This is a genomic window from Mucilaginibacter sp. R-33 (assembly GCF_049949235.1).
Taxonomy (GTDB): Bacteria; Bacteroidota; Bacteroidia; order Sphingobacteriales; family Sphingobacteriaceae; genus Mucilaginibacter.
The window spans coordinates 1,228,400-1,253,396 of record NZ_CP188089.1; the positions used below are offsets into that span (position 1 = coordinate 1,228,400).

Here is a 24,997-nt window from a genome sequence, read left to right on the forward strand (position 1 = left end):
TTATTAATTATGAAGAAGTTTACAGGCATTGCCTTATTGTTATTGACCGCCGGTTTAAACGGTTTTAGTCAAACGGCTCCCAAACCTTATGGTGTGTTACCTACTCAAGGACAGCTTAATTGGCAGGAAACAGGTATGTATTGCATTATCCACTATGGGGTGGATACCTACACCAACAAGGAGTGGGGCTTTGGCGATGAAGATCCGAAGATTTTTAATCCGTCACAGTTTAGTGCTTTGCAAATTGTAGCCGCCGCAAAAGCAGGAGGCTTTAAGGGCGTAGTTGTGGTTGCAAAACACCACGATGGTTTTTGCATTTGGCCAACTAAAACTACGGAGCATAATATCACTAAAAGCCCCTATAAAAATGGCAAGGGGGATATGTTGAAAGAATACCGCGAAGCCTGCGATAAGCTGGGCATGAAACTGGGGGTATACTGCTCGCCGTGGGACAGAAACAATCCTAACTACGGTACTGCAGAATATGTGAAGACATATCGTGCGCAATTGAAAGAGTTGTATACCAATTACGGTCCGTTGTTTATTTCATGGCATGATGGTGCTAACGGCGGCGATGGCTATTATGGTGGCAAGCGCGAAGTAAGAAAAATAGATCGTTCAACTTATTATGGCTGGGATACTACCTGGGCCATTACACGTAAACTTCAACCGAATGCTGTTTTATTTGGCGATGTTGGTCCGGATGTGCGCTGGGTTGGCAACGAGGAAGGCCATGCAGGCGAAACCTGCTGGGCAACCTATACGCCACATGCTCCTGATGAGGGCAAAGCTCCTGCCAATGGTTATGTGAAAGATTATGAAGGCACCGAAGGTACCCGTAACGGTAAGTACTGGATGCCTGCCGAATGCGACGTGTCGTTACGCCCGGGATGGTTTTATCATAAAACACAGGATGAAGGTGTAAAATCGCCTTATACCTTGCTTGATCTGTATTACAAAAGCGTAGGCCGTGGTGCAGCGCTTGATTTGGGCTTATCTCCCGACCAGCGTGGTATTATTAATGAGATCGACGTAAAATCATTAACCGAGTTCGGTAACCTTCTTAAACAAACCTTCGCGGTTAATTTGGCAAAAGGCGCAACGTTAAGGGCAAGTAATGTGCGTGGCGGTAACAAAGCCAAGTTCGGTCCGCAGTTTTTAGTAGATGACAACCGTTACAGCTATTGGGCAACTGACGATAAGGTGACTACTCCTGAATTAACTATCGATCTGCATTCGCCAAAAACATTTAACGTGATCCGCCTGCGCGAAAATATTAAGCTTGGGCAGCGTATTGAAGCTGTTGCTGTAGATGCTTACTTAAATGGCAAGTGGGAACAAATAGGTGAAGCTACCAGCATTGGCGGTAACAGGCTGATCCGTTTAACGCAAAATATAACTGCAAGCAAGTTAAGGCTGAAGATTACTGCTTCGCCGGTGGCTATTACCTTGAGTGATTTCGGGATTTATAAAGAGCCGGTACATTTAACTGCGCCAAAGATATCCCGCAATAAAAAAGGCGAGATAAGCATTACTACCGAAGCGCCGGTAAGCGCTATCCGCTATACGCTTGACGGGCACGAGCCAACGCTAAATTCGCCGGTTTACAGTAAACCGTTTACGCTTAATGAAGGCGGAGTAGTCAAAGCCCGCAGCTTTGAAGGTAAGGAGCACCAAAGCGAAAGTACTTACGCGGAATTCGGCTTTGCTAAAACCGATTGGAAAGTACTGGATGCCACTGCGGCTAATGACCAATGGAACAAGGCCGAAAATGCCTTTGATGAAAATACCGGTAGTCTTTACAGCACACTAAAAAAAGAAAGCGCGCAATTCCCGCAGCAGATCAGCGTTGATTTAGGAAAAGAGCAGAAAATAAAAGCATTCGGCTATTTGCCAAGGCAGGATAAGCAAGCCGAGGGCATTGTTGATAGCTATGTGTTTTATATCAGCAACGATGGCAAAACCTGGGAAAAGGTGGCATCGGGCGAGTTCTCAAATATCAAATCGAATCCAATTGAGCAGCCTGTAGTATTAAAGCAGGAGGTTAGCGCACGTTATTTAAAATTTGAAGCCGCGCATGTAATTGCAGGCAATGGTATTGCCGTAGCCGAATTAAGCGTTTATTAATAATCTATTAAGTATTGGGGTTTAATTGGCAGCAATAAAAACCTCAATAATATCATTTAAGTAAAGAATGAAAAAACAACTCGTTTTGGCCGGTTTACTGGCCCTGGTTAATTTAAGCTCCCAGGCGCAAAGGCACCAATCGCAGCCTATGAAAAAGGCCGGCGGTTTAACGCAATATGTCGATCCGTACATCGGCACCGGTTTCCACGGTCACGTTTTTGTGGGGGCAAGTGTCCCCTTTGGTGCGGTACAGTTAGGCCCAACCAATATTTCTGAGGGCTGGGACTGGTGTTCGGGCTATCACATTTCTGATTCTACCATCATCGGCTTCCAGCATACCCACCTGAGCGGTACGGGCATTGGTGATTTAGGCGATATATCCTTCATGCCGACAACCGGCGCTATTAACGTATACAAAGGCAGCAACAAGAATTTAAAAAGTGGTTATGTGTCGTTGTTCAGCCACAAGGATGAGGTCGTAAAACCAGGTTATTACAAGGTAAAACTTAAAAAATACGATATCGGTGTTGAGCTTACTGCCAGTACCCGCGTTGGGATGCATAAGTACACTTTCCCGGCAACAAAAGATGCGCACATCCTCATCGATCTGCAGGAAGGTATAGGCTGGGACAGGCCAATGGAAACCTATATTAAACAGGTTGATAAAAACACCATTTGCGGTTACCGTTTTTCAAAAGGCTGGGCAAATGATCAGCGTATTTACTTTACCGCTGTGTTTTCAAAGCCTATTAAAACTTTCGCTGTTTATGATAGTACAGCTAACGTAAAAGGTACCGAGCTTAAAGGGGTAAAAGTGAAAGGTGTTATCAGCTTTGCTACTGCCAAAGGCGAAGTTGTTTATGCCAAGGTGGGCATCTCACCGGTAAGTGCAGAGAATGCTATGCTAAACATTAAAGCCGAAATACCGGGCTGGGATTTCAATAAAGTAGTTACAGATGCCGATGCAGCCTGGAATAAGCAGTTTCAAAAAATTGTGATCAAAGCTGATTCATTATCGCAAATGAAGAAGTTTTATACAGCTTTTTATCACACCATGATAGCGCCGTCTATCTTTAACGATGTGAACGGCGAATACTGGGGAACCGATAAAAAGGTGCACAAAAACGAGGGCTTTAATAATGTAACTACGTTTTCATTATGGGATACTTACCGTTCAAATAACCCGCTGTCAACCATTATCCACCCGGAACATGTGAATGATATGATCAACTCTATGCTGGCCATTTATCAGCAACAGGGCAGCTTGCCGGTGTGGCATTTAATGGCTAACGAAACCAATTGTATGGTGGGCTACAGCGCAGTACCTGTTGTTGCCGATGCTTTGTTAAAAGGTTACAAAGGCTTTGATGCCAATTTAGCTTATGAAGCCATGAAAACCACCTCCATGGGTGATGACCGTGGTATCAAATACGTTAAAAAATATGGTTATATCCCGGCCGATAGCAGCCGCGAATCTGTTTCGATGGGTCTTGAATATGCTATTGACGACTGGAGCCTGGCACAGGTAGCTAAAAAGCTGGGCAAAACTGAAGACTATGCCTATTTCAGCAAACGCGGCGCCTACTATAAAAACTATTACGATGCCAAAGCAGGTTTTATGCGTGGCCGTTTGTCACAGGATGCATGGCGCACTCCTTACAGCCCGTTTATCTCCATCCATGAAACCGGCGACTTTACTGAAGGTAACGGCTGGCAATACACCTTCCTTGTTCCGCAGGATGTAGAAGGTTTGATTGATATGCTTGGTGGTGTCGATAAATTCAATACCAAACTCGACTCATTGTTTATTGCGCAAGGCGATATGGGCAAATTTAAATCGCCGGATGTATCTGGTTTGATAGGTCAGTATGCCCACGGTAACGAGCCAAGCCACCCGATGAGCTACTATTATGCTTACTCAGGCAAGCCATGGAAGACAGCCGAAAAGGTAAGGTTCATCCTTGATGATTTTTATACAGATAAACCAGATGGTATTATCGGTAATGAAGATGTTGGCCAGATGTCGGCATGGTACGTATTGTCTGCTGTTGGTTTCTACCCGGTTAACCCGGCTAATGGCCTATATGTATTCGGCAGTCCGGTAGTAAATGAAGCTACGCTACAATTACAAGGCAATAAGAAATTCCATGTAGTGGTTAAAAATAACGGCCCTAAAAACAAGTACATCCAGGCCATGAAGCTGAATGGTGCCGACTATACCAAAACTTACATCAAACACACAGACGTTATGCAAGGCGGTGAACTGGTGATTACCATGGGCGATAAACCTGGCACTGTTTGGGGCGTTGGGGAAGCCAACAAAGCGGTTTCGGTGTTGAAGTAAATCTTGTCAATATTATTCGCCCCTGTCATTTCGACGAGTAGCGGGCAGGAGAGCATTGGGGCGAGGAGAAATCTTGTACGAGCGATAGACAGTTTGCATATCGCGTGTAAAGATTTCTCCTCGCCCTTTCTTGTTGCCCGGCTTAGCTCGTCGAAATGACAAAAGTGTAAATGTTTTTATAAGATAAATCCCTAATTAAAACTTAATCTTGCCTTGACATGTTATCTCAACATGAACCGTCTCCTCAAAAAGCTCGAAAAAATTGGCCGCGATCCCAAGATCACTGCAAAGGCAGTCGGCCTGCGTTATGTTTCTGATTCATCACCAGGTTATACCCGCAAAAAATCGGGCAAGGGTTGGAGCTATTATGATGCGGATGGTAATCTGGTAAAAGACAAAGAGCTGATAACAAGGTTCAATAAGCTGGTGATCCCCCCGGCTTATACCAACGTTTGGATCTCGCCTTATGAAAACGGTCACCTGCAATTTACCGGTACAGATGCCGCAGGGCGCAAGCAATATCGTTATCATACCTACTGGAACCAGATCCGTAATCAATCCAAATATCATCGTATGCAGTCTTTCGCCGCGCACTTACCGGCAATTCGTGAGCAGGTAGATAAAGATCTGGCAAGGCGCACCCTCGATCATGAAAAGGTGGTGGCGCTGGTTGTAAGGTTAATGGAATTGACAAGTATCAGGGTAGGGAATGAGTCGTACAAAAAGTTATATGGTTCATTTGGCTTAACAACCTTGCAAAACAGGCATGTAAAGGTTGAAGGTTCTAATTTACGGTTTGAATTTAAGGGCAAAAAAGGTGTGTTTCATAAAGTATCGCTCCAGAGCCGTAAGCTGGCCCGTTTAGTAAAGCAATGCCGGGATATTCCGGGAAAAGAGCTTTTTCAATACTATAATGAGGATGGAACCCGTTGCAGTGTTGGTTCAGGCGATATCAATAATTACCTGCGCGAAATAACCGGTGAAGACTTTACCGCCAAAGATTTCCGCACCTGGGCCGGCAGCGTGAGTGCGCTATATGCCTTTAAAGAAGCCGGGGAGTTTAATAGTATAACCGAATGCAAAAAGAAGATTGTGAGCGTTTTGGATGAAGTTGCTATAAACCTTGGGAACACGCGTACTGTTTGTAAAAAGTACTACGTGCACCCATCGGTTATTAAAAGTTATGAGGAAGGCACTATTTTTAAGTATATCAGCCAGCTTGATGAACGCGAAGATGTAAAAGCCGCCGAACTTAATATTGCTGAGAAAGCATTACTCAACCTGCTGGAAACGGAAAAACTGGCCGAGGCCAGTTAAAAGTTGAGTATGTTTAAAGTTGCTTAAGAGAGTGGTTATTTCTATTAACTATTAACTATTAACTGATCTTATCTTATCGAAATAAAACTACTCACCTAATCCAACTTAATCAACCAATTACTTACTTTTTACGGGTGGTAATCACTACTACACCGTCTTTGGCTTTATCGCCGTATTTTTTCGTACTGTCATCGCCTTTCAATATCGAAATGCTTTCTATTTTGTCGGGATTAAGTTTTTTAAAGGCTTCTGTGGAACTGGTTTTACCGTCTATTACAATTAATGGGTCTTTATCGCCATTAGTCATAATGCTCATTCCGTTTACGTTTAACGCCTTAACGTTTGCTTTTTTGCCGTAGCCGGTAACAACCACATCGCCTCCATTTGCCACTATCGCGTCATCATCGGATTTTATGCTGTATGAAAGGGCCGTTGGTTTAGCTTTTACGCCGTTTATGGTTATGCTGCTACTGCCAGTTCCGTTTGATGAGTTGGTAGTGTTTTTTGAAATGTAAGTTTTTACGTTAGTGTAAGTTTTACCAACACTTTTACTAACCGGACCAACAGTTACTACGTTAATATTGTCATTGTCATTTAGCACAGTATAGCCGCTTAGGTTGGTGCTAACCTTTTTAAAAGTAATGTTGGGTACATCTTTTTCGAGCTCGTCCTTATTAGGAGCGTCTTTAGTAATTATGTAAGCAACTTTAACAGGTTTGTCATCATCAATTTTTACAAACTTCCGGGCGTTATCGCCGGTAAGTATATACATGTTCTCGATTTTTGTCGGATCGAGGGTTTTACTGGTAGATACCACGCCATTTATCACAAATACCAAAGAATCTTTTTTTATGAATGCAAAAGATATCTTTAGCTCTTTATTAGTATCCGGTTTGGCGGCCATTGGCGCGATAGCTATTAATGGTGTAAGTGAGGGTTGAGGCACAGCCGCGGGTGTAACCATTGGTTTTGCAGCAGGTGTTTTGTGGATTGGTTTACCTGCTCTTACCGGTTTTGCAGATGGAATTTCGTCCGCATTGATGTTAATGATCCTGGCCAGTGGTTGTACCGCGGCGGCAAGGGTGATCCTCACCGGTTTGGCAAAGTCAGCTTTTGAAATGCTGAATACCAATAGCAAGGCCATAACGGCCGGCACTACAAAAGCGTAGCGGGTGAGGTTAAGTTTCGACGATCTTTTCGCGTTCATCATGATTATCCGTTTTTTTATAGTTGAAATATTGAAATGATTTACGATGCCGGGTTGGTTGTTGTTAAAGCTTACATTAACCAAACTGTATTGGTACGTTTTACAGTCGATGCCATTTTTAAGGATCTTACGGTCAGTAATAAACTCGATATTTTCCCTTACTGCTCTTTTAATGAGCCAGATGCCTGGGTTAAACCAGTAAAAGATACTGCTCAATTCGGCTAACAAAATATCGGCAGTATGCCACTGGTTTACATGTACCTGCTCATGCAGTAGGATTGATTTCAGATCGGCGGGTTCGTGTTTGGCGGGATTTACATAAATGCTTCGCCAAAAAGAAAACGGTGCCGCGTCTTTGTCCATCACCCTTACCAAATGTTCGCCTATGTATTGAGGTTTGGAGTTTTTATACAATCGTAACAAGGATAAAAGTTGTAATACCAGGCGGATGAGCAACAAACCGGCACCCGTCCAAAATACAACGCTCAGCCAGTACCAATAATCAAATGTTTGAACCGGCTGGTTTACCAGTTGGGCAGATGACTGCCAGTTAATGGCTATTTGCTCCATAGGTTTGGCCAGTTCTTCGTGCCGCTGCACAAAGGCCAAAAAATTGATTTGCGGGTAAATGCTGGCAAACAGAATTGCCGCAAGCAAATAGATCCGGTTAAGTGTATAAAAGGTGAGGGGCCTTAGCACCAGGTAATAGCCCGCGCAAAATAATAACAGGGCTATGTTTACTTTTAATAAAAAAACAAATGTTGCCGGCATGATCGTAAGGTTTATTGTTTTTCAATGAGTTTAATGATCTCTTTCAGGTCGGTAGCGCTGATCTTTTTTTCGTTGGCAAAAAACGTCACCAGGTCTTTATAGGAGTTTTGAAAATAGTCGCTTACAAAACCACTCATAAAGCGCTTTTTATATTCCTCTTCCTGTATCATTGGCAGGTAGCGGAATGAGTTGCCTAATTTTTCGCTTTTCAAAAATCCTTTACGTTCCAGGTTTTTTATGGTAGAGGCAAGGGTGGTGTAGGGGGGCTTAGGTTCGGCCAGCTGATCTAAAAAATCCTTGATAAATCCCGGGCCCGATTGCCACACTGCCTGCATTGCTTCTTCCTCTTGTTGCGATAGTTTTTCCATTGTATTTACGATTATTTCGTAAATCTACGAACTATTCGTAGTAATGCAAATTTATTTTCAGTTTTTAACAGAATTTAACGTTTGGTTGGAGAGGTTAGTGGTTGGAGATCAGAGGTTAGGGAATTGTCTGAACTCGAATTAAACGAATTATTGGAATTGATTGATTTGCTTAGTATTCTGTTAATTCATTAAATTCTATAAATTCGAGTTCAGACTGAATTCGAGTTTAGATAAAACCACCAACCATATCTTAACATAAATCCCTCGGTCATCAAAATAACCCTGTTAATTTTATAAAAGCTGTAACAAAAGTTGATCTGCGCTTAACATAAACGCAAACAAAAAACTATATTTAGGCCTGAGTTGATTGTAAAACATAAATACGCGCTTATTGAAAACTATTACCCGCAGGGACTTTTTAAGCAAAGGTGCTATGCTGGCTGGCGGAGCATATCCCGCCATGCTTGCCCTTGGCCTGTTAAAACCATCGCCCGCACATGCTTTCAATCTTGAGGGCAGCGGCAAAGGCAAACACATTATTATTTTAGGGGCCGGTTTGGCAGGCATGACCTGTGCCTACGAGCTTGGTAAGCTCGGCTATCAATGTACTATTTTGGAGGCCCGGCAGCGTACCGGGGGGCGTTGCTTCAGTATCCGCAATGGCAGTACCAATACCGAAATTGATAAACCAACGGCTACAGCCCGTTTTGATGCAGGTCAATATTTTAATGCCGGCCCATCGCGCATTCCCCATAATCATGAGCTTACACTGCATTACTGTAAAGAGTTAGGTGTGCCTATCCAGGTTTATAATAACGTAAATGAAGGCGCTTATTATTTTGCTGAAGGCAAAGGTCCTTTATCCAATAAAAAAATAAAGGTACGGGAGGTGCATAACGACATCCGCGGTTATATGACCGAAATGCTGGCCAAAAGTATTGACCACGGTAGTCTCGACAGCAGTTTTACCAAAGAGGATGGCGAGAAGATCATTGAGTACCTGCAGGCCGAAGGCGGATTGGATATCGATAAACTGTACAAAGCTTCGGCGCGCCGGGGATATGCCGAATCGCCCGGTGCAGGTAATATGCCCGGCAAAGTTGCTGATCCGCATAAACTGGCCGATCTGCTGCATTCCGGTTTGATGGACCCCGACTTTTACAACGTGGCCGAATATACCTATGAACTGCAGATGACCATGTTTCAGGCCGTGGGCGGTATGGATCAGATAGCCAAAGCGTTGGAAAAGAAAGTGGCGCAATCAGTTAAAATGGGAGCGGAAGTTACTGCCATTAATAATGTACCTGATGGCGTTAAGATAACTTATAAAGACGCTACAGGGGAGCATATCTTAAATGGCGACCTGTGTATCTGTACCATTCCGCTGCCGGTTTTGAGTAATATCAGCAATAATTTCAGCGGCGATGTTAGCCGTGCTATTGATTATATCAGCTATAACCAAACCGGGAAGATTGGTCTGCAGTTTAAGCGGCGGTTTTGGGAGGAGGATGAGCATATCTACGGCGGTATAACGCACACTAACAATGATTTAACGCAAATTTTTTACCCCAGTTATGATTATTTAGGAAAAAAGGGTATCTTGATTGGATATTACAACTTTAACGAAAAAGCGCAGAAGATAGGCGCTTTAGGTTACGCCGAAAGGGAGAAGTTTGCGCTGGAAAAAGGCAGGCTGATCCACCCGCAATATGACAAGGAATTTGAAAGCTCGTTTTCGGTAAGCTGGCATAAAACCAAATATAATTTAGGCGGATGGGCGGTTTATACTACCGAAACCCGTAAAACACAATACCCGGTACTGTTAAAACCCGATAAGCAGGTATATTTTGCAGGCGAGCATTTAACATACCTTAATGCATGGATGGCCGGGGCATTTGAATCGGCCAGGAGTACGGTTGCCGCTGTACATGCCAGGGTTACTAACCAACGAACCCAATATCCGGTTCAAAAATAAAACGACGTTAAAAAACATTAAATACCACCACCATGTCAAGTACAATTAACCGCAGAAACTGGATCAAGTCCAGCGCATTTATGGCCGGGGGACTGGCCTTTTTTTCAGGAACAATTGGTAAGCTGGCAGCCATGCCGGCACGTGTATTTAAACCGCAAAGCCGGGCATTAACCGATCAGGAAGCCGTTACCAACGCCGGCTTTGAACTCAAGGCAAGGCTGCTGGCTAATGAAAACCCGTTTGGCCCGTCGGCTACGGTTAAAAAAGCCATTCAGGATGCTATTGATAAAAGTTATCAGTACCCTTTTATGCAGCTGTCCCAGATTTATGGGAAAATTGCTGCGTACGAAGGCGTAAACTCAAATAATATACTGATGGATGCGGGTTCAACACCGCTTTTACTTGCAGCTGCCATGCATTTTACTAAAGGTGGTAAAAGCGTAATCACCGGCGACCCTTCATATGATGACCTGCCAGCCAGGGCACAGGCGCTTGAGGGAAAATGGGTAAAAGTGCCCCTGACCGCCGATTATAAACTCGACCTGGATGCCATGGAAGCAAAGGTTGATGACAATACAGGTTTGGTTTATATATGCAATCCCAATAACCCAACCGCTACTGTGGTTGATACCGAAAAGTTAAAGGCCTTTTGCGAGCGGGTGTCAAAAAAAATAACCGTTTTTGTCGATGAGGCTTATATAGATTACCTGCCTGATCCGAAAGCTGCAAGTATGATAAGTTCTGTCAAATCGGGTAATAATGTGATAGTTGCACGCACCTTTTCAAAACTTTATGGCTTTGCCGGCTTAAGGCTCGGGTATATTATATCACAGCCGGATACCATCAAAACATTTGAAAAATACACTACCCAGGCCTGGAGTATTAGCGCAACTACACTCGCCGCTGCCATAGCGGGTTACCGCGAAGAAGCATTTCTGAAAGAAACCCTGGAAAAAACAAATGCTTCTAAGGAGTATCTGTACTCAGTACTTAAAAAAGAGGGATATGAATACATCCCTTCATCGGCAAACTTTGTCATGTTCCCGCTGAAAATGGACGGCAAAAAATTTGTCGGCGAAATGATGAAGCGCGGCGTAGGTATTCGTAACTGGCAATTTAACGGCAAAGACTGGTGCCGCGTAAGTATTGGCCGCATGGACGAAATGGAAGCCTTTGCCGATGCGTTTAAACAATTGTCCTGAGTTTTAAGAAGCACGAAATCAAGAGTCAGGAGACAAGAAGAAAAGTTTCTTGCTCCCGGCTCTGAAAATTACAGCAAACTTCTTGGCTCTTGAATCCTGATATCTTGAATCTTTTCTAAAATGCACAAACTAACATTAACACTATTACTAAGCTCTTCATTGTATTTTGCCAAGGGGCAAACAGTAAACCCTCGTCCGCTTACTATGGATGAGTATAAAAAAGCACAGTCATTCACCATTGCTAATTTGGATAATGACACCTACGTTAAATTTGAAAATACCTATGTGCTTGACCGGTACGAAAGCCGTAAACCTTATTTTATAACCGGGGCCGACGACTTGAAAAAACGTATCGACCTGTATAAACTGGTTGCCAAAGAAGGCATGCAGGAAATAGGTCTGATGGTATTTTATACCAACGAAAAAGGCAAGCTTTACAAAGCCCTTGTGCCCGATTTTACTGCCGATGGCAAGGTTTGGGAGCAGTATTTCCAGGATATTGATAATATCAACAAAGTGGAGCAGAACTTTATCCTGAAGCTGTCGTACGTATTGTCGAAGGAAGTCAGCTTTCAACAATATAAAGTACTCAACGCCGGCAAGGATCTGAAGGAAGAAGCCGCTACCTATGGCAATGACATCTGTTTCCCGGGTGAAGAACTGGTTACCATGGCCAATGGCGATAAAAAGATGCTTAAAGCCGTGAAAAGTGGCGATGAGGTAATAACGGTTGATCCGTTAACTAAAAAAAGTGCCGCTGTAAAAGTAAAAGAGCTTACCGTACATGAGGCCAAAAACTATGCTTTAACTCAACTGGTACTGGTATCGGCCCAAACAAAAAACACGGCCGAAGGCAGGCAGGTAAAACTGAATAGCAAAGTGTTACAGGCAACTCCTAATCACCCTATGTTAACCAAACAGGGCAACATTAAAATAGGAGAGGTAGCAGCCGGCCAGGAAGTACTTTGCCTGAACGAGCAAACCGGCAAATATGAAACTTTTACCGTACTGCAAAAATCAGAACACGCGGGCGGGGTACAAAGAGTATATAACATTGTTGCCGATGGCGGCAGCACCCTGCTCATGAATGGTGTAATGGTAATGCAAAAGTAATTTAGTGTTCCCTTTCTCTGCTTTAATCAAATTTAGTGTCGCTTCAGGATCTCTTGTGGAGTTTAAGTTTACCTATAAATCAATAGTCAAATTGGGTAATCTTGATGAGTTGAACCCCTCTGGGGTTCGGGTCAGGGGTGTGACGTTTCTACAAACTTGTTCCCCTTCTGGGGAATTTTACAATTTAATAAACATGTATTAATTGCCCAAGAACAGATGCACCAGAGGTGCAAAAGGTTTGTAGCTCGTAAAGTTATAGAATACCCTTTGCCCCACAGTGGCAAAACACTACGATTGCTGTTTAAACGACAGCAATTTTGTGGGTAAACTTCAACTGGTGGAGGGACCTTGAGCTATTCGTAAAATACTTAGCTTCTTAACAATGTCGGCAGCAATGTGTAGTCCGGCCAAGCATAAGACTTTCGGGAAACATGCTTCTGTAATGATGAAGTTACCGTGAATAATTCAATCATTTGCATGAAAAGGTTGCAACATTAAAATCTATAAGTTAATTTAGATGACTTAAACATGACAATTATGCCTGTTAACAAAAAATTATTAGTTACACTCGGTCTGCTATCCATAGTAGTGTTTGGCGCTATGACCAACATTAAACCGCAGGACGAAGGTTTTAAAAACCTTAAAGTTTTGCCTAAAAACATTTCGGGCGAGAACCTGCACAAGGTTATGGAAGAGTGGGAGCATTCATTAGGTGTACATTGCAACTTTTGCCATGCCCGTAATGAAGAAACTAAAAAGATGGATTGGGCAAGCGATGCTAAGCCCGAAAAAGCAATGGCGCGCGATATGTATAAAATGATGAACAAAATTAACCAGAAGTATTTTCATGCCAAAAAAGATTCTTTAGGCATGATCATGCAAAGTGGTGTTAACTGCAATACCTGTCACCGTGGTACAGCTCATCCAGAGGTTATGGTACCTGACGGAAAAGGTCCGGGTGGTCCGCCTGCGGGTCCTGCTCAGGGCAGCCCTGCGCCAACTAAACCATAATTAACAAGTGTATTATTATAAATTAAATGCCTTTGGTAATCCCAGGGGCATTTTTGTTTTATAGTGGTTATTATCAGAAGTGTTTACCCGCAAAGTAAAAATTAGGTTAAAGATTTTGTATTTATCTGTTGAATATTTATTCTTTTTGACAGATAGCTTCAAACTGTATTCATGAAAAATTCATGCTTGGTAACTATGTTTGTGCACGATAAAGATTCTTTGGTTTTGTTTAGGCATTGCTGGTTGGTTGTGATCAAATTTGCAATGTTGATTTATGAAACCGGGGATTAATTATTGTAACCTTTAATATTATCATAATTAATAAATGACTGCTGAGTTTCGGATTAAGCCACAGGAGCAAGCTAATATCTCAACAAATTCCGGCGATTTATTTTGCCGGAATTGCAAAAACCGGTTAAGCCGTATCAAACGGAGCAGCCTTGCGAAATTTTTATTGTTGGGTTTACCCTTTAAAAAATATATCTGTTATAAGTGCTCCCGTAAAACCTACAGGTGGGCCCCCAAATAATACTTCAATCGTTTTTATAAGCATTGGGCATATAGTATCTTTTTGCGTAAATCAATTACATTTGTTTTATGCAGAAAATACTGGTTGCCAACCGTGGTGAAATAGCTTTACGAATTATGCGCTCGGCGCGCGAAATGGGTATTAAAACCGTTGCGGTTTATTCACATGCAGATCGGGACGCCCTGCACGTGCGCTATGCCGATGAAGCTGTAAATATCGGAGAAGCTCCATCCAGTCAATCCTATCTTGTTGGGGAAAAGATCATAGCTGCATGTAAGGAAACCGGGGCCGAAGGTATCCACCCGGGATATGGGTTTTTGAGCGAAAATGCCGGTTTTGCCCGGCTGGTTAAGGATTCGGGACTGATTCTTATTGGCCCTTCTCCCGAGGCCATGGAAGTAATGGGTAACAAGTTATCGGCCAAAGCTGCGGCACTCAGGTATAATATACCGATGGTACCCGGAACGGAGGAAGCCATTACTGATGTTAACGAAGCTAAGAAACGAGCTATTGAGGTAGGTTTTCCAATATTGATCAAAGCGGCTGCGGGCGGCGGGGGTAAAGGGATGCGCATTGTTGAAAGCCCGGCAGACTTTGAAGAGCAGATGCAGTTAGCGGTATCTGAAGCTACCTCAGCTTTTGGCGACGGCTCTGTTTTCATCGAGCGCTATGTCTCGTCCCCTAAACACATCGAGATTCAGGTACTTGGCGATACGCATGGTAATATTGTGCACCTGTTTGAGCGGGATTGCTCGGTACAGCGCCGCCATCAAAAAGTAGTTGAGGAGGCGCCATCGGCAATATTAACACCCGAGATCAGGGAAAAGATGGGGCGTTGTGCAGTTGATGTAGCCCGGTCTGTAAATTATACAGGTGCAGGTACGGTTGAATTTATCATGGATGAAGGGTTTAATTTTTACTTCCTGGAAATGAATACCCGTTTACAGGTTGAGCACCCCGTAACTGAACTGATAACCGGCATTGACCTGGTAAAGGAGCAAATCAAAATAGCAAGGGGCGGGGCTATCACTTTTAAACAGGAAGATCTGAAGATTCATGGTCATGCAGTCGAACTGCGTATTTATGCAGAAGATCCGGCTAATAATTTCCTGCCCGATATTGGTACATTGCAAACTTATATAACACCCAAAGGGCCCGGCGTACGGGTTGACGATGGGTTTGAGCAAGGCATGGAGATTCCCATTTACTACGACCCGATGATAGCCAAGCTGATAACCTTTGCAGATACCCGCGCTGAAGCAATTGAGCGGATGATAAGGGCTATAGATGAGTATCAAATCACCGGTATTACTACCACCCTCGGTTTCGGCCGTTTTGTAATGCAGCACGAAGCTTTTACCTCTGGCAATTTTGATACCCATTTTGTAAAAAAATATTTTTCGCCCGAGGTGCTGCTGGAAAGTCGCGAGGATGAAGCTATAGTAGCAGCAATGGTAATGGAACAGCTGTTGAGCAAAAAAAAGGTTTCAATTGCAGCCCCGGCAGCGGGGGCTAATCCAAGCAACTGGATCAAGAACAGGAAGCAGATTTAATGATTGTTGATCGCGGCCAGTTCATCTATCAAAGCTGCCTGAGCAGGGTTGATCTTTATTTTTGCTGTCGCTATATCAAACCATTCGGCACGATCAATTTCATCAAAAGTTTGTTTTTTGCCTGAACGCGGCGGCCATTCTATTTCAAATGTATTGCTTTTGATATTTCCCTGATCAATACTGCCCTCAACAGCCCAGGCCAGTACCGTTTTGCCGCCTTTTTGTTTGATCGGGTTCAACGCTATTAAATTTCCAGCTATTTCAGATCCGGTTTCTTCCTGAAATTCACGTTTTGCCGCCATGAGGGGATCTTCATCGGGAAGATATTCACCTTTGGGCACCGACCATGAGCCTTCATCCTTGTTTTTAAAGAACGGCCCGCCCGGATGTACAAGAAATACCTGTAAACCCTTCGCTGATTTGCGGTACAATAAGATCCCGGCGCTTTGCTTTGGCATGTTTAAGATTTAAAGGCAAGTTAATGAAAGCCTTAATTATAATTGTTATTTTTGATTACAAACATCCATACCGATAGACAATTTTATGATGGCAGACGACAGATGGAGCAAATTTAAGGTAACGGCTGATATTGATACGGACGTACGCAGTGTGTATGAAGCCTGGGGTACTCCCGAAGGCCTGGAAACCTGGTTTTTGCGCAAGGCCGATTTTTTTGCCATAGCCGGCCGTCAGCGCGAACCGCAGGAGTTTATCAAAAAGGAAGATACTTACACCTGGTATTGGCATGGATATGATGATACCACAGTTGAGAATGGGCAGGTATTAGAAGCTAACGGAAGTGATTTTATTAAATTTACTTTTACCGGAGGCAGCATTGTCAGCGTTTCCATAACTTACAAATTGGAGGTTGTTATTGTTGAACTGGTACAGGAAAATATTCCGGAAGAAGCCAATCCCGAAAAAAATCTTTATGTGCAATGCCAGCTTGGCTGGACATTTTATCTGGCCAATCTGAAATCGGTATTGGAGGGCGGCAAAGACCTTCGTAATAAGCGTAAAGACCTGTTCTCGAGTTTCAAATAATTTCATTTACTGCTGACAAACCATACTATAAAATATTATAGCTTTGGTGCCAATCAAAATAGCCCTTCCAACGGGCCGGGAAGCATATGTTTACAGGAATTATAGAAACTTTAGGTAAGATCACCGATCTGCAGCAGGAAAAAGGCAACCTCAATATTACGGTCGAATCAGCTATATCACATGAGCTCAAGATTGATCAATCGGTAGCGCACAATGGTGTGTGCCTTACGGTGGTAGCTTTAGCCGATGGTTTGCACGTGGTAACCGCAATTGAAGAAACCTTAAATAAAACCAATCTGTCGCAGCTCAAAGTTGGCGACCCGGTAAACCTGGAACGCTGCATGCAAATGAACGCCCGGCTCGATGGCCACATTGTTCAGGGCCATGTTGACCAGGTGGCTGTTTGTACTGCATTTAAAGAACTCGACGGCAGTTGGGAATATACCTTTGAATATGATGCGGCAAGTGGTAATGTAACGGTTGAAAAAGGATCTATCTGTGTTAATGGTATCAGCCTTACCGTAGTTAATTCGCATGCCAACAGCTTTTCTGTAGCAATTATTCCATATACATTTGAGCATACCAACCTGCACAATGTGCAAGTTGGCAGCCAGGTTAACCTTGAGTTCGATATCATAGGCAAATACGTTGCCCGCTTGATGCAACGCTAAATCCCCAATGATTTAATGCGCTGTTTGGAGTAAGCGATATAAGTTTTTTGTGACTCTTTTGGCTTGCTTGCCAGGTACTTTTTATAGTACTTAATGGCTGTTGCCTTATTCTTCAGTTCGGTATCATACAAGGTTGCAAGGGCATAATAGGTAATAGGGTCCGGTTTATAAAGCAAGCTTTTCTGGTAAGCTTGAACTGCATTTTTAAGCTGGTGCAGCCTGTCGTACGAATCACCTTTTTCACTGTAATAGGAACTCACCCCTGTAGATATAGCCTCTTCAATGGCCTTATCCAGATAAGTTATCGCTTTTGAGTTATTGTGCAGGGCTTTGTAGCTCATGGCTGTATAATAATATGAAGCTTCGGTGCCGGTATTGCTGTCTTCCAATGTTTTAAAAATTTTAATACAATCAGGATAGTTGCCGGTCATATAATAAGAAGTGGCCAGCATAGATACAATGCTGCCGGCCTGCTCACCTGCATCCATTAGTTTTTTTGTAATAGCAATAGTTACCGGATATTTTTTTAAGGCATATGATGCCTGGGCTTTGCCTTTCAACAGCAGCAGGTTGGCTGTGTCGGCAACAAGGGCTTTGTCAATCACGCTTTCGGCATTACCATATAATTTAAGGTTGATATAAAAGGAAGATAAGTCGTACGCAACATCAGGGTTAAGCGGATTGATCTTATTGGCTTTTTGCAGATATACAATGCTCCCCTCTATATCGCTTAAATTTTGCGACAGGTCTGCCAGTTGCTTATACACATCAAAGTTGGTGGTATCTTTCAACAGGATCTTCTTTACAAACACGATCGCTTTTTTATTATTACCGCGCCTTTTAATGATCTCGCTCATGTTATACAAGTTAGTTAGGCTGGTGGTATCCGTAGCGTAAATGCGCTGGTAATAAGTTTCGGCATCGGGTAGGCGGGAAGCCATTTTTGAGGTGTAGGCGAGTTTAGCTAACACTTTAACATCGGTAACGGGCTCGGGATATATTTTTTTGAGGTAATCTGCCGCATCAGCAAAACGCTGATTTTGATAATAATCAAGCAGGAGCGAATCGTTTGCCGCTTGCTGAGCCCTTAATTGCAATACTGATAAGGTAAGGATTAGGAGTATAAATAGGCTTTTCATAACTAAATATTTAGTTAAACTAAGTTATTAGTTATAGGTGTTAATTCCAAATCTGAAACAATTTTTTATTGATGTGGTTAAAATATAAAGTGATACTTAAAACCACACATTATGGATAAGTTAAAGAAATTTGGACTGATGGAAAAAATTGTCCATGAACTGGAAGACCTGAAGAATAGCCAGCAGGCTATCATCACTAAGCTGACTAAAATAGAAGTTGATAATATTGACCTTGGTGATAAACGCCTTGAAAAGGACCTGCCCGATATGCACCAACGCGTATCAGAAAACCTGGATACTATCGCAGCTATCCTTGAGGACTTCGCCAATCAAACCGCAAGCTATAGTGACAGCAACAATATAGCCGCCCTGAAAGAACAGGAGGCTTTAGGGAAATAAGTTATAAAAGAAGCTTTAAAAACGCCTAATAAAACGTAGTACGGAAGCGCCATTGCGAGGAACGAAGCAATCCCAAACTGTACAGAGTGGCTCTGCCAATCGGGGATTGCTTCGTACACAGCAATGACATTTTAATAATATTTTATTACTGGTACTGGATATAAATAGGAGCAGGCTTTAAACTCAATATCTCTTTTGGAGTTAGCATTCTATGTGGCTCGTTCTTTAAGTCGTTTTTATAAAAAAGCTTAAAGCCGGTGAACTGCACAGGTTCTTCAGAAATAAAATATTTGTAGGTGCCTTTTTTTAGTTCGGGGCCGCCCCAGCCATCCATGTCCATCACTACCTGTACTTCGGGCCTTAGTTTAATGTCTTTGTAATTGGTCACCATGCGTTTGGTAAACCGGTGTACCACAAATATTTTGGGTGGGAGGTCATTCTTTTTTACCAGTTTGGCCAGATAGCCGGTTACGTAGTTAATATCTTCGGCGTCAAAGGTGCCTATACGTTTGCCGGGTACACTGCCTTCTTTCATAGAAAATTCCGGGTCGATGCCTAAATGAACGTTTGGCATCTTCATGTATTTTTCTAATAAAGGTAACTCCGTTTGTACGGTGCTGAAGCCAACCTGTATATCTAAAAATACAAGTGCGTTGATGCTTTTTGCCCAACTTAAAACTGTGTCTATCTGTTTAAAAGGCATCCGCAGGTTATGCAGACCATTGCGCCCGGCATCGGCCTGGGCTGTTACGCAGATGTAATGTAAAGCAGGTACCACATTAGTAGCTGTATCAGCCTTTTCCCAGTTTTTTACCTCTTCCTTTAATTTATTAAGCATGGTTTTGCGTGGGTATTGACCAAGCACGCCCATATTTTTTGAATAAAGGTTACCGTAAAAAGCCACAATGCGGTTAAATGGTAAAATAGCGCCGGGTAGGGGATAGTCTTTCGTTTTCACAGGCCAGCGTCCGCTTTTGTCGCCGTTGGCCAGTTTTTTCATCAACGAATCGTACTTTAAAGTATCCAGCATTGATGTTTTTGCAGAGGTATCCCGAAAATGTTTGCGGGTTGTAGAACATGCCGTATTAGCAACGGCAATAAAAATAAACAGGGCTAAAGCAGAAATTGTCCTTTTCAAATTTTAAGATTTTTTGGGTTGACCAGCAATATCTGTGCCTATTCTATACTTTTACCCTTCATGGCGGTGCTTATAGCCTCGTCCATTAACCGTTCGGCAAACGGACGGGTAAACTCATTAAGCTCATCAATTGTTTTTAGTATCAGGTCTTTATCGCCGCTGGTGAGGGCCTCTTTCAGTTTCTGAACAAGTTTGGTAGTATCGGCAATTTCTGTAACCGAAACATAATCAGCATTTTTTTGCAGGAAGCGTTCAACGGTATAAACCATTTGTTCGCCTTCAGTGCGCGCCTCAATAAGCATCCGCTGATTTACATCATCTTTGGCGTGGGTAATGCTGTCCATCAGCATTTGTTCCACCTGTTCGTCGGTAATGCCATAGGTTGGTTTTACTTCAACCTCCTGCTTTACGCCCGAACGTAGTTCGATGGCCTGTATGGTTAGGATGCCGTCGGCATTCAATAAAAAGTTAATATCAACTTTAGGGAAACCTGCAGGCATGGAAGGGATGCCTTTTAAATCAAATTCGGCCAGTTTACGGTTTTCTTTGATCAGGTCGCGCTCGCCCTGGTAAACGGCAATTTTCATGTTTACCTGTCCGTCTATTGATGTCGTATATTGCCTGCCCCCCTTGGTTGGCACCTTGGAATTACGGGGAATAATAACATCCATCAGGCCGCCCATAGTTTCAATACCTAAGGATAAGGGGGTAACATCTAATAGTAAAATATCTTTACGGTTGCCTGCTAAAATATCGGCCTGTATGGCGGCGCCTAAAGCAACTACTTCATCAGGGTTCACATCATCATGCACCGGGCGACCAAAAAACTCAGCAACCATACGTTTAACCAATGCCGTACGGGTTGAGCCGCCAACCATAACCACTTCATCAATCTGATCGATAGTTAGTTTAGCATCCTTAAGCGCGTTTCGGCAGCTGGTAATGGTTTGCTGTACTTTTGGTAATATCAGTTCTTCAAAAGTAGTACGGTCAAGTGTACACCAGATATCGCCTATTTTATCATTAACCAGGCTTTGGTGCGCGAAGGCTTTTTTAGCTTCTTCGGCCTTTAAGCGTAGTTGCTGGGCCAGCTCATTATTTGCAAGGACTTCGGCTTTATTAAGCTGGTTTTTCTCAATCCAGTAATCAACTATAATGCGGTCAAAATCATCACCACCTAAAAAGGTATCGCCATTGGTAGATAATACCTCAAAAATGCCGTTTTGAATTTGCAGTATGGATACATCAAACGTACCGCCTCCAAGGTCATAAACCGCTATAATTTTAGTTTCTTCGGGGTTGAGGCCTATCCCATAAGCCAAACTTGCGGCAGTAGGTTCGTTAACTATCCGCAACACGTCAAGCCCGGCAAGTTTGCCCGCATCACGGGTGGCCTGGCGCTGCGAATCATTAAAATATGCCGGAACAGTGATCACAGCACGGTTAACCGGGGTTTTAAGAGCATGTTCGGCGCGTGCCTTAAGTTCTTTCAATATCTGGGCCGATAGCTCGATAGGGGTGTAAAATTTATCGCCTACTTTGATCTTAACCAGGCTTTCGGTATCGTCGTCAATTACTTTATAGCTAAAAAAGTCTTTGTAGTTTTCAATATCGTGGTAACTGCGGCCAAGCAAGCGTTTAACCGAAAATATGGTGTTTTGCGGATCGGTTATCAGGAACTCTTTTGCCTCATTACCAACCAGCACATCGCCGGCATCGCCAAAATGAACTACAGATGGAACCAGTACACCTTTACCGGCATCATTAATTACCTGCGGGTTTTTATCAGGATTAATGAATGCTACCAGCGAGTTGGTGGTACCCAGATCGATGCCTACAATGATCTCTTCTTTTTGCAATGAGCCTGTTGCCAGGTTGATAGAAACTTTAGCCATTATATTAAGTTAACAAAGCGCAAATGTACTTAGTTTTGGCTGAGGATATGTCTTCTCAATCTCTAATTTGTTAAGTTTTGTGCGTTTTGTAACATCATCGCAGGTTGAGCCTTTATTTCATTATACTGACAAACAAATACGCTTAACGCCGCTTTATCCCTGTAATACCCTAAATAAATTATTATGAAAAATCGTGAATTAGGAGCATCCGGCATATCAACAGCGCCATTGGTTTTTGGCGGAAATGTGTTTGGGTGGACTGTTAAAGGTAAAGATACAGCCTTTTTATTGGATGCATTTGTAGATGCCGGTTTTAACACTATCGATACCGCTGATGTTTATTCGCGCTGGGTCGAGGGCAATAAAGGCGGCGAATCGGAAACCGAAATTGGTAACTGGCTTAGGCAAAGCGGCAAACGCGATAAAGTAGTTATAGCCACTAAAGTAGGCGCCGAAATGGATTCGGGCAGCAAAGGGCTTAAAAAGGATTACATTATTAAATCGGCCGAGGCTTCATTAAAGCGCTTGCAAACCGATTACATTGATTTGTATCAAACCCATTACGACGATCCCTCAACCCCGGTTGAAGAAACCCTGCGTGCTTATGATCAACTGGTGCAGGATGGTAAGGTGAGGGCTATAGGTACTTCCAATATGTCTGTCGAACGTTTGCATGAGTCGCTCAAAACGAGTATTGAAGAAGGCCTGATAGCTTATCAAACGCTTCAGCCCGAATATAACCTGTTCGACAGGGAAAAATATGAAACCACTTACGAGCCCTTTATTAAAGAGCAAAACCTTGGGGTGATCAGTTATTTTTCGTTGGCCAGCGGTTTTTTAAGCGGCAAATACCGTTCGGAAGCCGACCTGAAGGGAAGCAGCCGCGCGGGGATGGTTAAGAAATATCTTAACCAAAGAGGCTACAGGATATTAAAAGCCCTGGACGACCTTGCCGGGCAGTATCAAACCAGTCAGTCGGCAATTGCACTGGCGTGGTTAATTGCGAGGCCCGGTATTACAGCACCTATTGTTAGTGCCACCAGTTTGGAGCAGCTTAATGATCTTGTGGAATCAGCTGCTTTGAAATTAAATAATGAAGCTATTGAAATGCTGAATATCGCCAGTGTTTATTAAATATTAATTTATATTTCACTATATATAACAGCGCGCTTTTTAAATGAAAGCTGCGCTGTTTGCTTTTAGTTGCCTGATTAGCATTCCAATCACTTACTTTGGATTACTTAATAATTACATTGATTTTTTAAATTAATTATTAAACAATAATATCCTGTTTTTTACTTTTTTAAACACTAAAGTTTTAAATATTTCCTAAAAAATAGTTTATTTACTAAACCGAACTCCCTGTTTTTGAGTATAAAGAGTTCTCTCTAATTAATTTTTTATTTTAAATGGAAAAGCTGAAGCGGATTATTGGCTACGGGATGCCTGATTTGTCGCTGGAGAATAAGCTGTTTAATGCGCTCTCATTATTCATTTGTGTCAGCAGCGTTTTTTCGCTAATCTGCAATTTGTTTTTAGGCTTAAGTTATAAGCTTGAGCTTGTGGAGCTTTTTGTGATACTGATGTCGGGCTGGGCTTTTTACAGGAGCAGGTTCGTAAAGTACAAAGAGGATGCAACCCTCATTTACATTTGCTTAGGGTTGGCCGCAATTATTCCGGGCTGGTTTTACAATGGCGGTATCACGGGATCAACAACGCTTTCGGGAGTTTTTTTTATTGTACTTATAACCCTGCTTGTAAAAAAGCGATACCATTATATTTTTATTGGCGCGCTAATAGCTATATTTTTAGGGTGCTACTCTATTGAAAAACGTTTTCCGGGTTTAGTACAGGCTTATGATAGTACCGCGTCAAAGGAATCTGACCTCATCACTTCGGCTGTAGTAAACATATTGACTGTTGGGCTGCTTGTAGGTTTTATTAAAAAAAGTCACGAAACCGATAAGTGTGACCTGGTTCGTAAAAGTGAAGAGTTACAAGCTTCACAAATTGAGCTTTCGGCCTCACGTGACCAGGCTGAGGCGGCTACGTTTGCCAAATCGAACTTTCTGGCCAATATGAGCCACGAAATTCGCACACCTCTTAACGGTATCATCGGTACCGCCCAATTGCTATCACGTACTAATTTACAGCCCGAGCAGCAGGAACTGCTTCAAACTTTGCAATCGAGCAGTAATTTATTGATCAACATCATTAGTGATATTCTTGATATTTCAAAGATCGAAGCCGATAAACTGGTCCTTCACCCGGTTTCAACGCATTTGCGTAACTGCATAAAAACAGTTATTGAAATTACCGAACCGGCCATTACTTCCCTTCACAAAGCCCTAAGCTTAACCTATGATGTTGATGCTAATGTGGCAAATTATGTAATTGCAGATGAGGGCAGGCTTCAGCAAATCCTGGTTAATTTGATCGGAAATGCCATTAAGTTTACCGACGAAGGTTCGGTAAGTTTACGCGTCACGGCATCTGAGATCAGGAGCAACGTCCAGGACATAACCTTTAGTATCAAAGATGATGGTATTGGGATAAGTGAAGAGGCATTAGCACAGTTATTTAAACCATTTACGCAGGTAAATACTACAGCTTTGCGCAAATACGGCGGCACGGGGCTGGGCTTATCCATCTGCAAAAAACTTGTAGAGATGATGCACGGCAGGATCTGGGTAGAAAGTAAGGAAGCCCAGGGTTCATTATTTAGCTTTACCTTGCCCTTACATGTTACGCATGGCATTACCGAACCGGAGATGCAGCAAGATGAAAAGGAAGCTTTTCAATACCGTCCGTTACGCATTTTATTAGCGGAGGATAATAAAATGAACCAGTTGATAGCCAGTAAGATTTTTAAAAAGGTTGGTTATAATATTGATATTGCCGAAAACGGATTGGCCGCTGTAAATATGGTTGAGCAGTGTAACTACGATTTGATATTTATGGACATTCAAATGCCCGAAATGGATGGTTTACAGGCTACCCGCCATATATTAACCAAGCATGGTGAAGGCGCTCCGCCTATTATTGCCATGACAGCCAATGTGCTTAGCGAAAATGAGCGTGAATGCACCCAGGCCGGTATGAAAGATTTTGTAAGTAAACCTTTTACTTTTGAGCGTTTGGAAGATATCATCCAAAAATGGACTTGATTTATCAAAAATTTGTCAATCGTTGAT

19 protein-coding genes are annotated in these 24,997 nt (G+C 42.8%); 13 read left to right on the plus strand and 6 right to left on the minus strand.

The window, feature by feature from the left end:
- Positions 1–9: 9 nt before the first annotated feature.
- The 3 genes from ACP26M_RS05380 to ACP26M_RS05390 all read left to right on the plus strand — a co-directional run bounded on the left by ACP26M_RS05380 (position 10) and on the right by ACP26M_RS05390 (position 5,788).
- Entirely contained in the window at positions 10–2,127 is a 2,118-nt protein-coding gene (locus ACP26M_RS05380; protein ID WP_426586848.1) for an alpha-L-fucosidase, read from the plus strand.
- A gap of 67 nt (positions 2,128–2,194) precedes the next feature.
- Positions 2,195–4,471, plus strand: a complete 2,277-nt coding sequence (locus ACP26M_RS05385; RefSeq protein WP_426586850.1) for a GH92 family glycosyl hydrolase — start codon at positions 2,195–2,197, stop codon at positions 4,469–4,471.
- 231 nt (positions 4,472–4,702) lie between these two features.
- Positions 4,703–5,788 (plus strand): DNA topoisomerase IB, encoded by a 1,086-nt coding sequence (locus ACP26M_RS05390; protein ID WP_426586852.1) that lies wholly within the window; start codon positions 4,703–4,705, stop codon positions 5,786–5,788.
- 121 nt (positions 5,789–5,909) lie between these two features.
- On the opposite strand, the gene ACP26M_RS05395 is transcribed toward ACP26M_RS05390, so the two are convergent.
- Entirely contained in the window at positions 5,910–7,766 is a 1,857-nt protein-coding gene (locus ACP26M_RS05395) for a M56 family metallopeptidase (RefSeq protein WP_426586855.1), read from the minus strand.
- A gap of 11 nt (positions 7,767–7,777) precedes the next feature.
- Positions 7,778–8,134 carry a BlaI/MecI/CopY family transcriptional regulator gene (locus ACP26M_RS05400; RefSeq protein ID WP_426586857.1) on the minus strand — a complete coding sequence of 119 codons (357 nt, stop codon included), beginning with the start codon at positions 8,132–8,134 and terminating at the stop codon, positions 7,778–7,780.
- Positions 8,135–8,525: 391 nt separating this feature from the next.
- Between ACP26M_RS05400 and ACP26M_RS05405 the strand changes: the two genes are divergently transcribed.
- From ACP26M_RS05405 to accC, 5 genes are all read left to right on the plus strand, one after another.
- Positions 8,526–10,109 (plus strand): FAD-dependent oxidoreductase, encoded by a 1,584-nt coding sequence (locus tag ACP26M_RS05405; protein WP_426586859.1) that lies wholly within the window; start codon positions 8,526–8,528, stop codon positions 10,107–10,109.
- Positions 10,110–10,141: 32 nt separating this feature from the next.
- Positions 10,142–11,311: a pyridoxal phosphate-dependent aminotransferase gene (locus tag ACP26M_RS05410; RefSeq protein WP_426586861.1), complete on the plus strand. Its 1,170-nt coding sequence runs from the start codon at positions 10,142–10,144 to the stop codon at positions 11,309–11,311.
- A 120-nt stretch (positions 11,312–11,431) separates the two neighbouring features.
- Complete coding sequence (locus ACP26M_RS05415) at positions 11,432–12,424, plus strand: Hint domain-containing protein (protein ID WP_426586863.1); 993 nt, start codon at positions 11,432–11,434, stop codon at positions 12,422–12,424.
- 537 nt (positions 12,425–12,961) lie between these two features.
- Entirely contained in the window at positions 12,962–13,435 is a 474-nt protein-coding gene (locus ACP26M_RS05420; RefSeq protein WP_426586865.1) for a c-type cytochrome, read from the plus strand.
- 597 nt (positions 13,436–14,032) lie between these two features.
- Positions 14,033–15,517 carry an acetyl-CoA carboxylase biotin carboxylase subunit gene (gene accC, locus ACP26M_RS05425; RefSeq protein ID WP_426586867.1) on the plus strand — a complete coding sequence of 495 codons (1,485 nt, stop codon included), beginning with the start codon at positions 14,033–14,035 and terminating at the stop codon, positions 15,515–15,517.
- Here the strand turns inward: accC and ACP26M_RS05430 are convergent.
- Positions 15,514–15,975, minus strand: a complete 462-nt coding sequence (locus tag ACP26M_RS05430; protein WP_426586869.1) for an NUDIX domain-containing protein — start codon at positions 15,973–15,975, stop codon at positions 15,514–15,516. The two genes, accC and ACP26M_RS05430, sit on opposite strands and share 4 nt — an antisense overlap.
- A gap of 85 nt (positions 15,976–16,060) precedes the next feature.
- Between ACP26M_RS05430 and ACP26M_RS05435 the strand changes: the two genes are divergently transcribed.
- A complete protein-coding gene (locus tag ACP26M_RS05435; protein WP_426586871.1) occupies positions 16,061–16,561 on the plus strand; it encodes an SRPBCC family protein in 501 nt (166 codons plus the stop codon).
- 86 nt (positions 16,562–16,647) lie between these two features.
- Positions 16,648–17,232 carry a riboflavin synthase gene (locus ACP26M_RS05440; protein WP_176627476.1) on the plus strand — a complete coding sequence of 195 codons (585 nt, stop codon included), beginning with the start codon at positions 16,648–16,650 and terminating at the stop codon, positions 17,230–17,232.
- On the opposite strand, the gene ACP26M_RS05445 is transcribed toward ACP26M_RS05440, so the two are convergent.
- Positions 17,229–18,371 carry a tetratricopeptide repeat protein gene (locus tag ACP26M_RS05445; protein WP_426586874.1) on the minus strand — a complete coding sequence of 381 codons (1,143 nt, stop codon included), beginning with the start codon at positions 18,369–18,371 and terminating at the stop codon, positions 17,229–17,231. The genes ACP26M_RS05440 and ACP26M_RS05445 overlap by 4 nt on opposite strands.
- A 111-nt stretch (positions 18,372–18,482) precedes the next feature.
- On the opposite strand from ACP26M_RS05445, the gene ACP26M_RS05450 reads away from it, so the two are divergent.
- Positions 18,483–18,770 (plus strand): hypothetical protein, encoded by a 288-nt coding sequence (locus ACP26M_RS05450; RefSeq protein ID WP_321558443.1) that lies wholly within the window; start codon positions 18,483–18,485, stop codon positions 18,768–18,770.
- A gap of 145 nt (positions 18,771–18,915) precedes the next feature.
- Here ACP26M_RS05450 and ACP26M_RS05455 read toward each other — a convergent pair whose 3' ends face one another.
- Together ACP26M_RS05455 and hscA are read right to left on the minus strand one after the other, a co-directional pair.
- A complete protein-coding gene (locus ACP26M_RS05455) occupies positions 18,916–19,908 on the minus strand; it encodes a hypothetical protein (protein WP_426586876.1) in 993 nt (330 codons plus the stop codon).
- Positions 19,909–19,946: 38 nt separating this feature from the next.
- On the minus strand, positions 19,947–21,803 hold the full coding sequence (gene hscA, locus ACP26M_RS05460) for a Fe-S protein assembly chaperone HscA (RefSeq protein ID WP_426586878.1): 1,857 nt from the start codon (positions 21,801–21,803) through the stop codon (positions 19,947–19,949).
- 183 nt (positions 21,804–21,986) lie between these two features.
- Here hscA and ACP26M_RS05465 point away from each other — a divergent pair, with 183 nt between their 5' ends.
- On the plus strand, positions 21,987–22,937 hold the full coding sequence (locus ACP26M_RS05465) for an aldo/keto reductase (protein ID WP_426586880.1): 951 nt from the start codon (positions 21,987–21,989) through the stop codon (positions 22,935–22,937).
- Positions 22,938–23,212: 275 nt separating this feature from the next.
- Entirely contained in the window at positions 23,213–24,970 is a 1,758-nt protein-coding gene (locus ACP26M_RS05470; RefSeq protein ID WP_426586882.1) for an ATP-binding protein, read from the plus strand.
- Positions 24,971–24,997: the final 27 nt, after the last annotated feature.

Coding starts and splice junctions, on each gene's coding strand:
- ACP26M_RS05380 (WP_426586848.1), top strand. CDS start 10: ATGAAGAAGTTTACAGGCATTGCCTTATTGTTATTGACCGCCGGTTTA.
- ACP26M_RS05385 (WP_426586850.1), top strand. CDS start 2,195: ATGAAAAAACAACTCGTTTTGGCCGGTTTACTGGCCCTGGTTAATTTA.
- ACP26M_RS05390 (WP_426586852.1), top strand. CDS start 4,703: ATGAACCGTCTCCTCAAAAAGCTCGAAAAAATTGGCCGCGATCCCAAG.
- ACP26M_RS05395 (WP_426586855.1), bottom strand. CDS start 7,766: ATGCCGGCAACATTTGTTTTTTTATTAAAAGTAAACATAGCCCTGTTA.
- ACP26M_RS05400 (WP_426586857.1), bottom strand. CDS start 8,134: ATGGAAAAACTATCGCAACAAGAGGAAGAAGCAATGCAGGCAGTGTGG.
- ACP26M_RS05410 (WP_426586861.1), top strand. CDS start 10,142: ATGTCAAGTACAATTAACCGCAGAAACTGGATCAAGTCCAGCGCATTT.
- ACP26M_RS05415 (WP_426586863.1), top strand. CDS start 11,432: ATGCACAAACTAACATTAACACTATTACTAAGCTCTTCATTGTATTTT.
- ACP26M_RS05420 (WP_426586865.1), top strand. CDS start 12,962: ATGCCTGTTAACAAAAAATTATTAGTTACACTCGGTCTGCTATCCATA.
- accC (WP_426586867.1), top strand. CDS start 14,033: ATGCAGAAAATACTGGTTGCCAACCGTGGTGAAATAGCTTTACGAATT.
- ACP26M_RS05430 (WP_426586869.1), bottom strand. CDS start 15,975: ATGCCAAAGCAAAGCGCCGGGATCTTATTGTACCGCAAATCAGCGAAG.
- ACP26M_RS05435 (WP_426586871.1), top strand. CDS start 16,061: ATGATGGCAGACGACAGATGGAGCAAATTTAAGGTAACGGCTGATATT.
- ACP26M_RS05440 (WP_176627476.1), top strand. CDS start 16,648: ATGTTTACAGGAATTATAGAAACTTTAGGTAAGATCACCGATCTGCAG.
- ACP26M_RS05445 (WP_426586874.1), bottom strand. CDS start 18,371: ATGAAAAGCCTATTTATACTCCTAATCCTTACCTTATCAGTATTGCAA.
- ACP26M_RS05450 (WP_321558443.1), top strand. CDS start 18,483: ATGGATAAGTTAAAGAAATTTGGACTGATGGAAAAAATTGTCCATGAA.
- hscA (WP_426586878.1), bottom strand. CDS start 21,803: ATGGCTAAAGTTTCTATCAACCTGGCAACAGGCTCATTGCAAAAAGAA.
- ACP26M_RS05465 (WP_426586880.1), top strand. CDS start 21,987: ATGAAAAATCGTGAATTAGGAGCATCCGGCATATCAACAGCGCCATTG.
- ACP26M_RS05470 (WP_426586882.1), top strand. CDS start 23,213: ATGGAAAAGCTGAAGCGGATTATTGGCTACGGGATGCCTGATTTGTCG.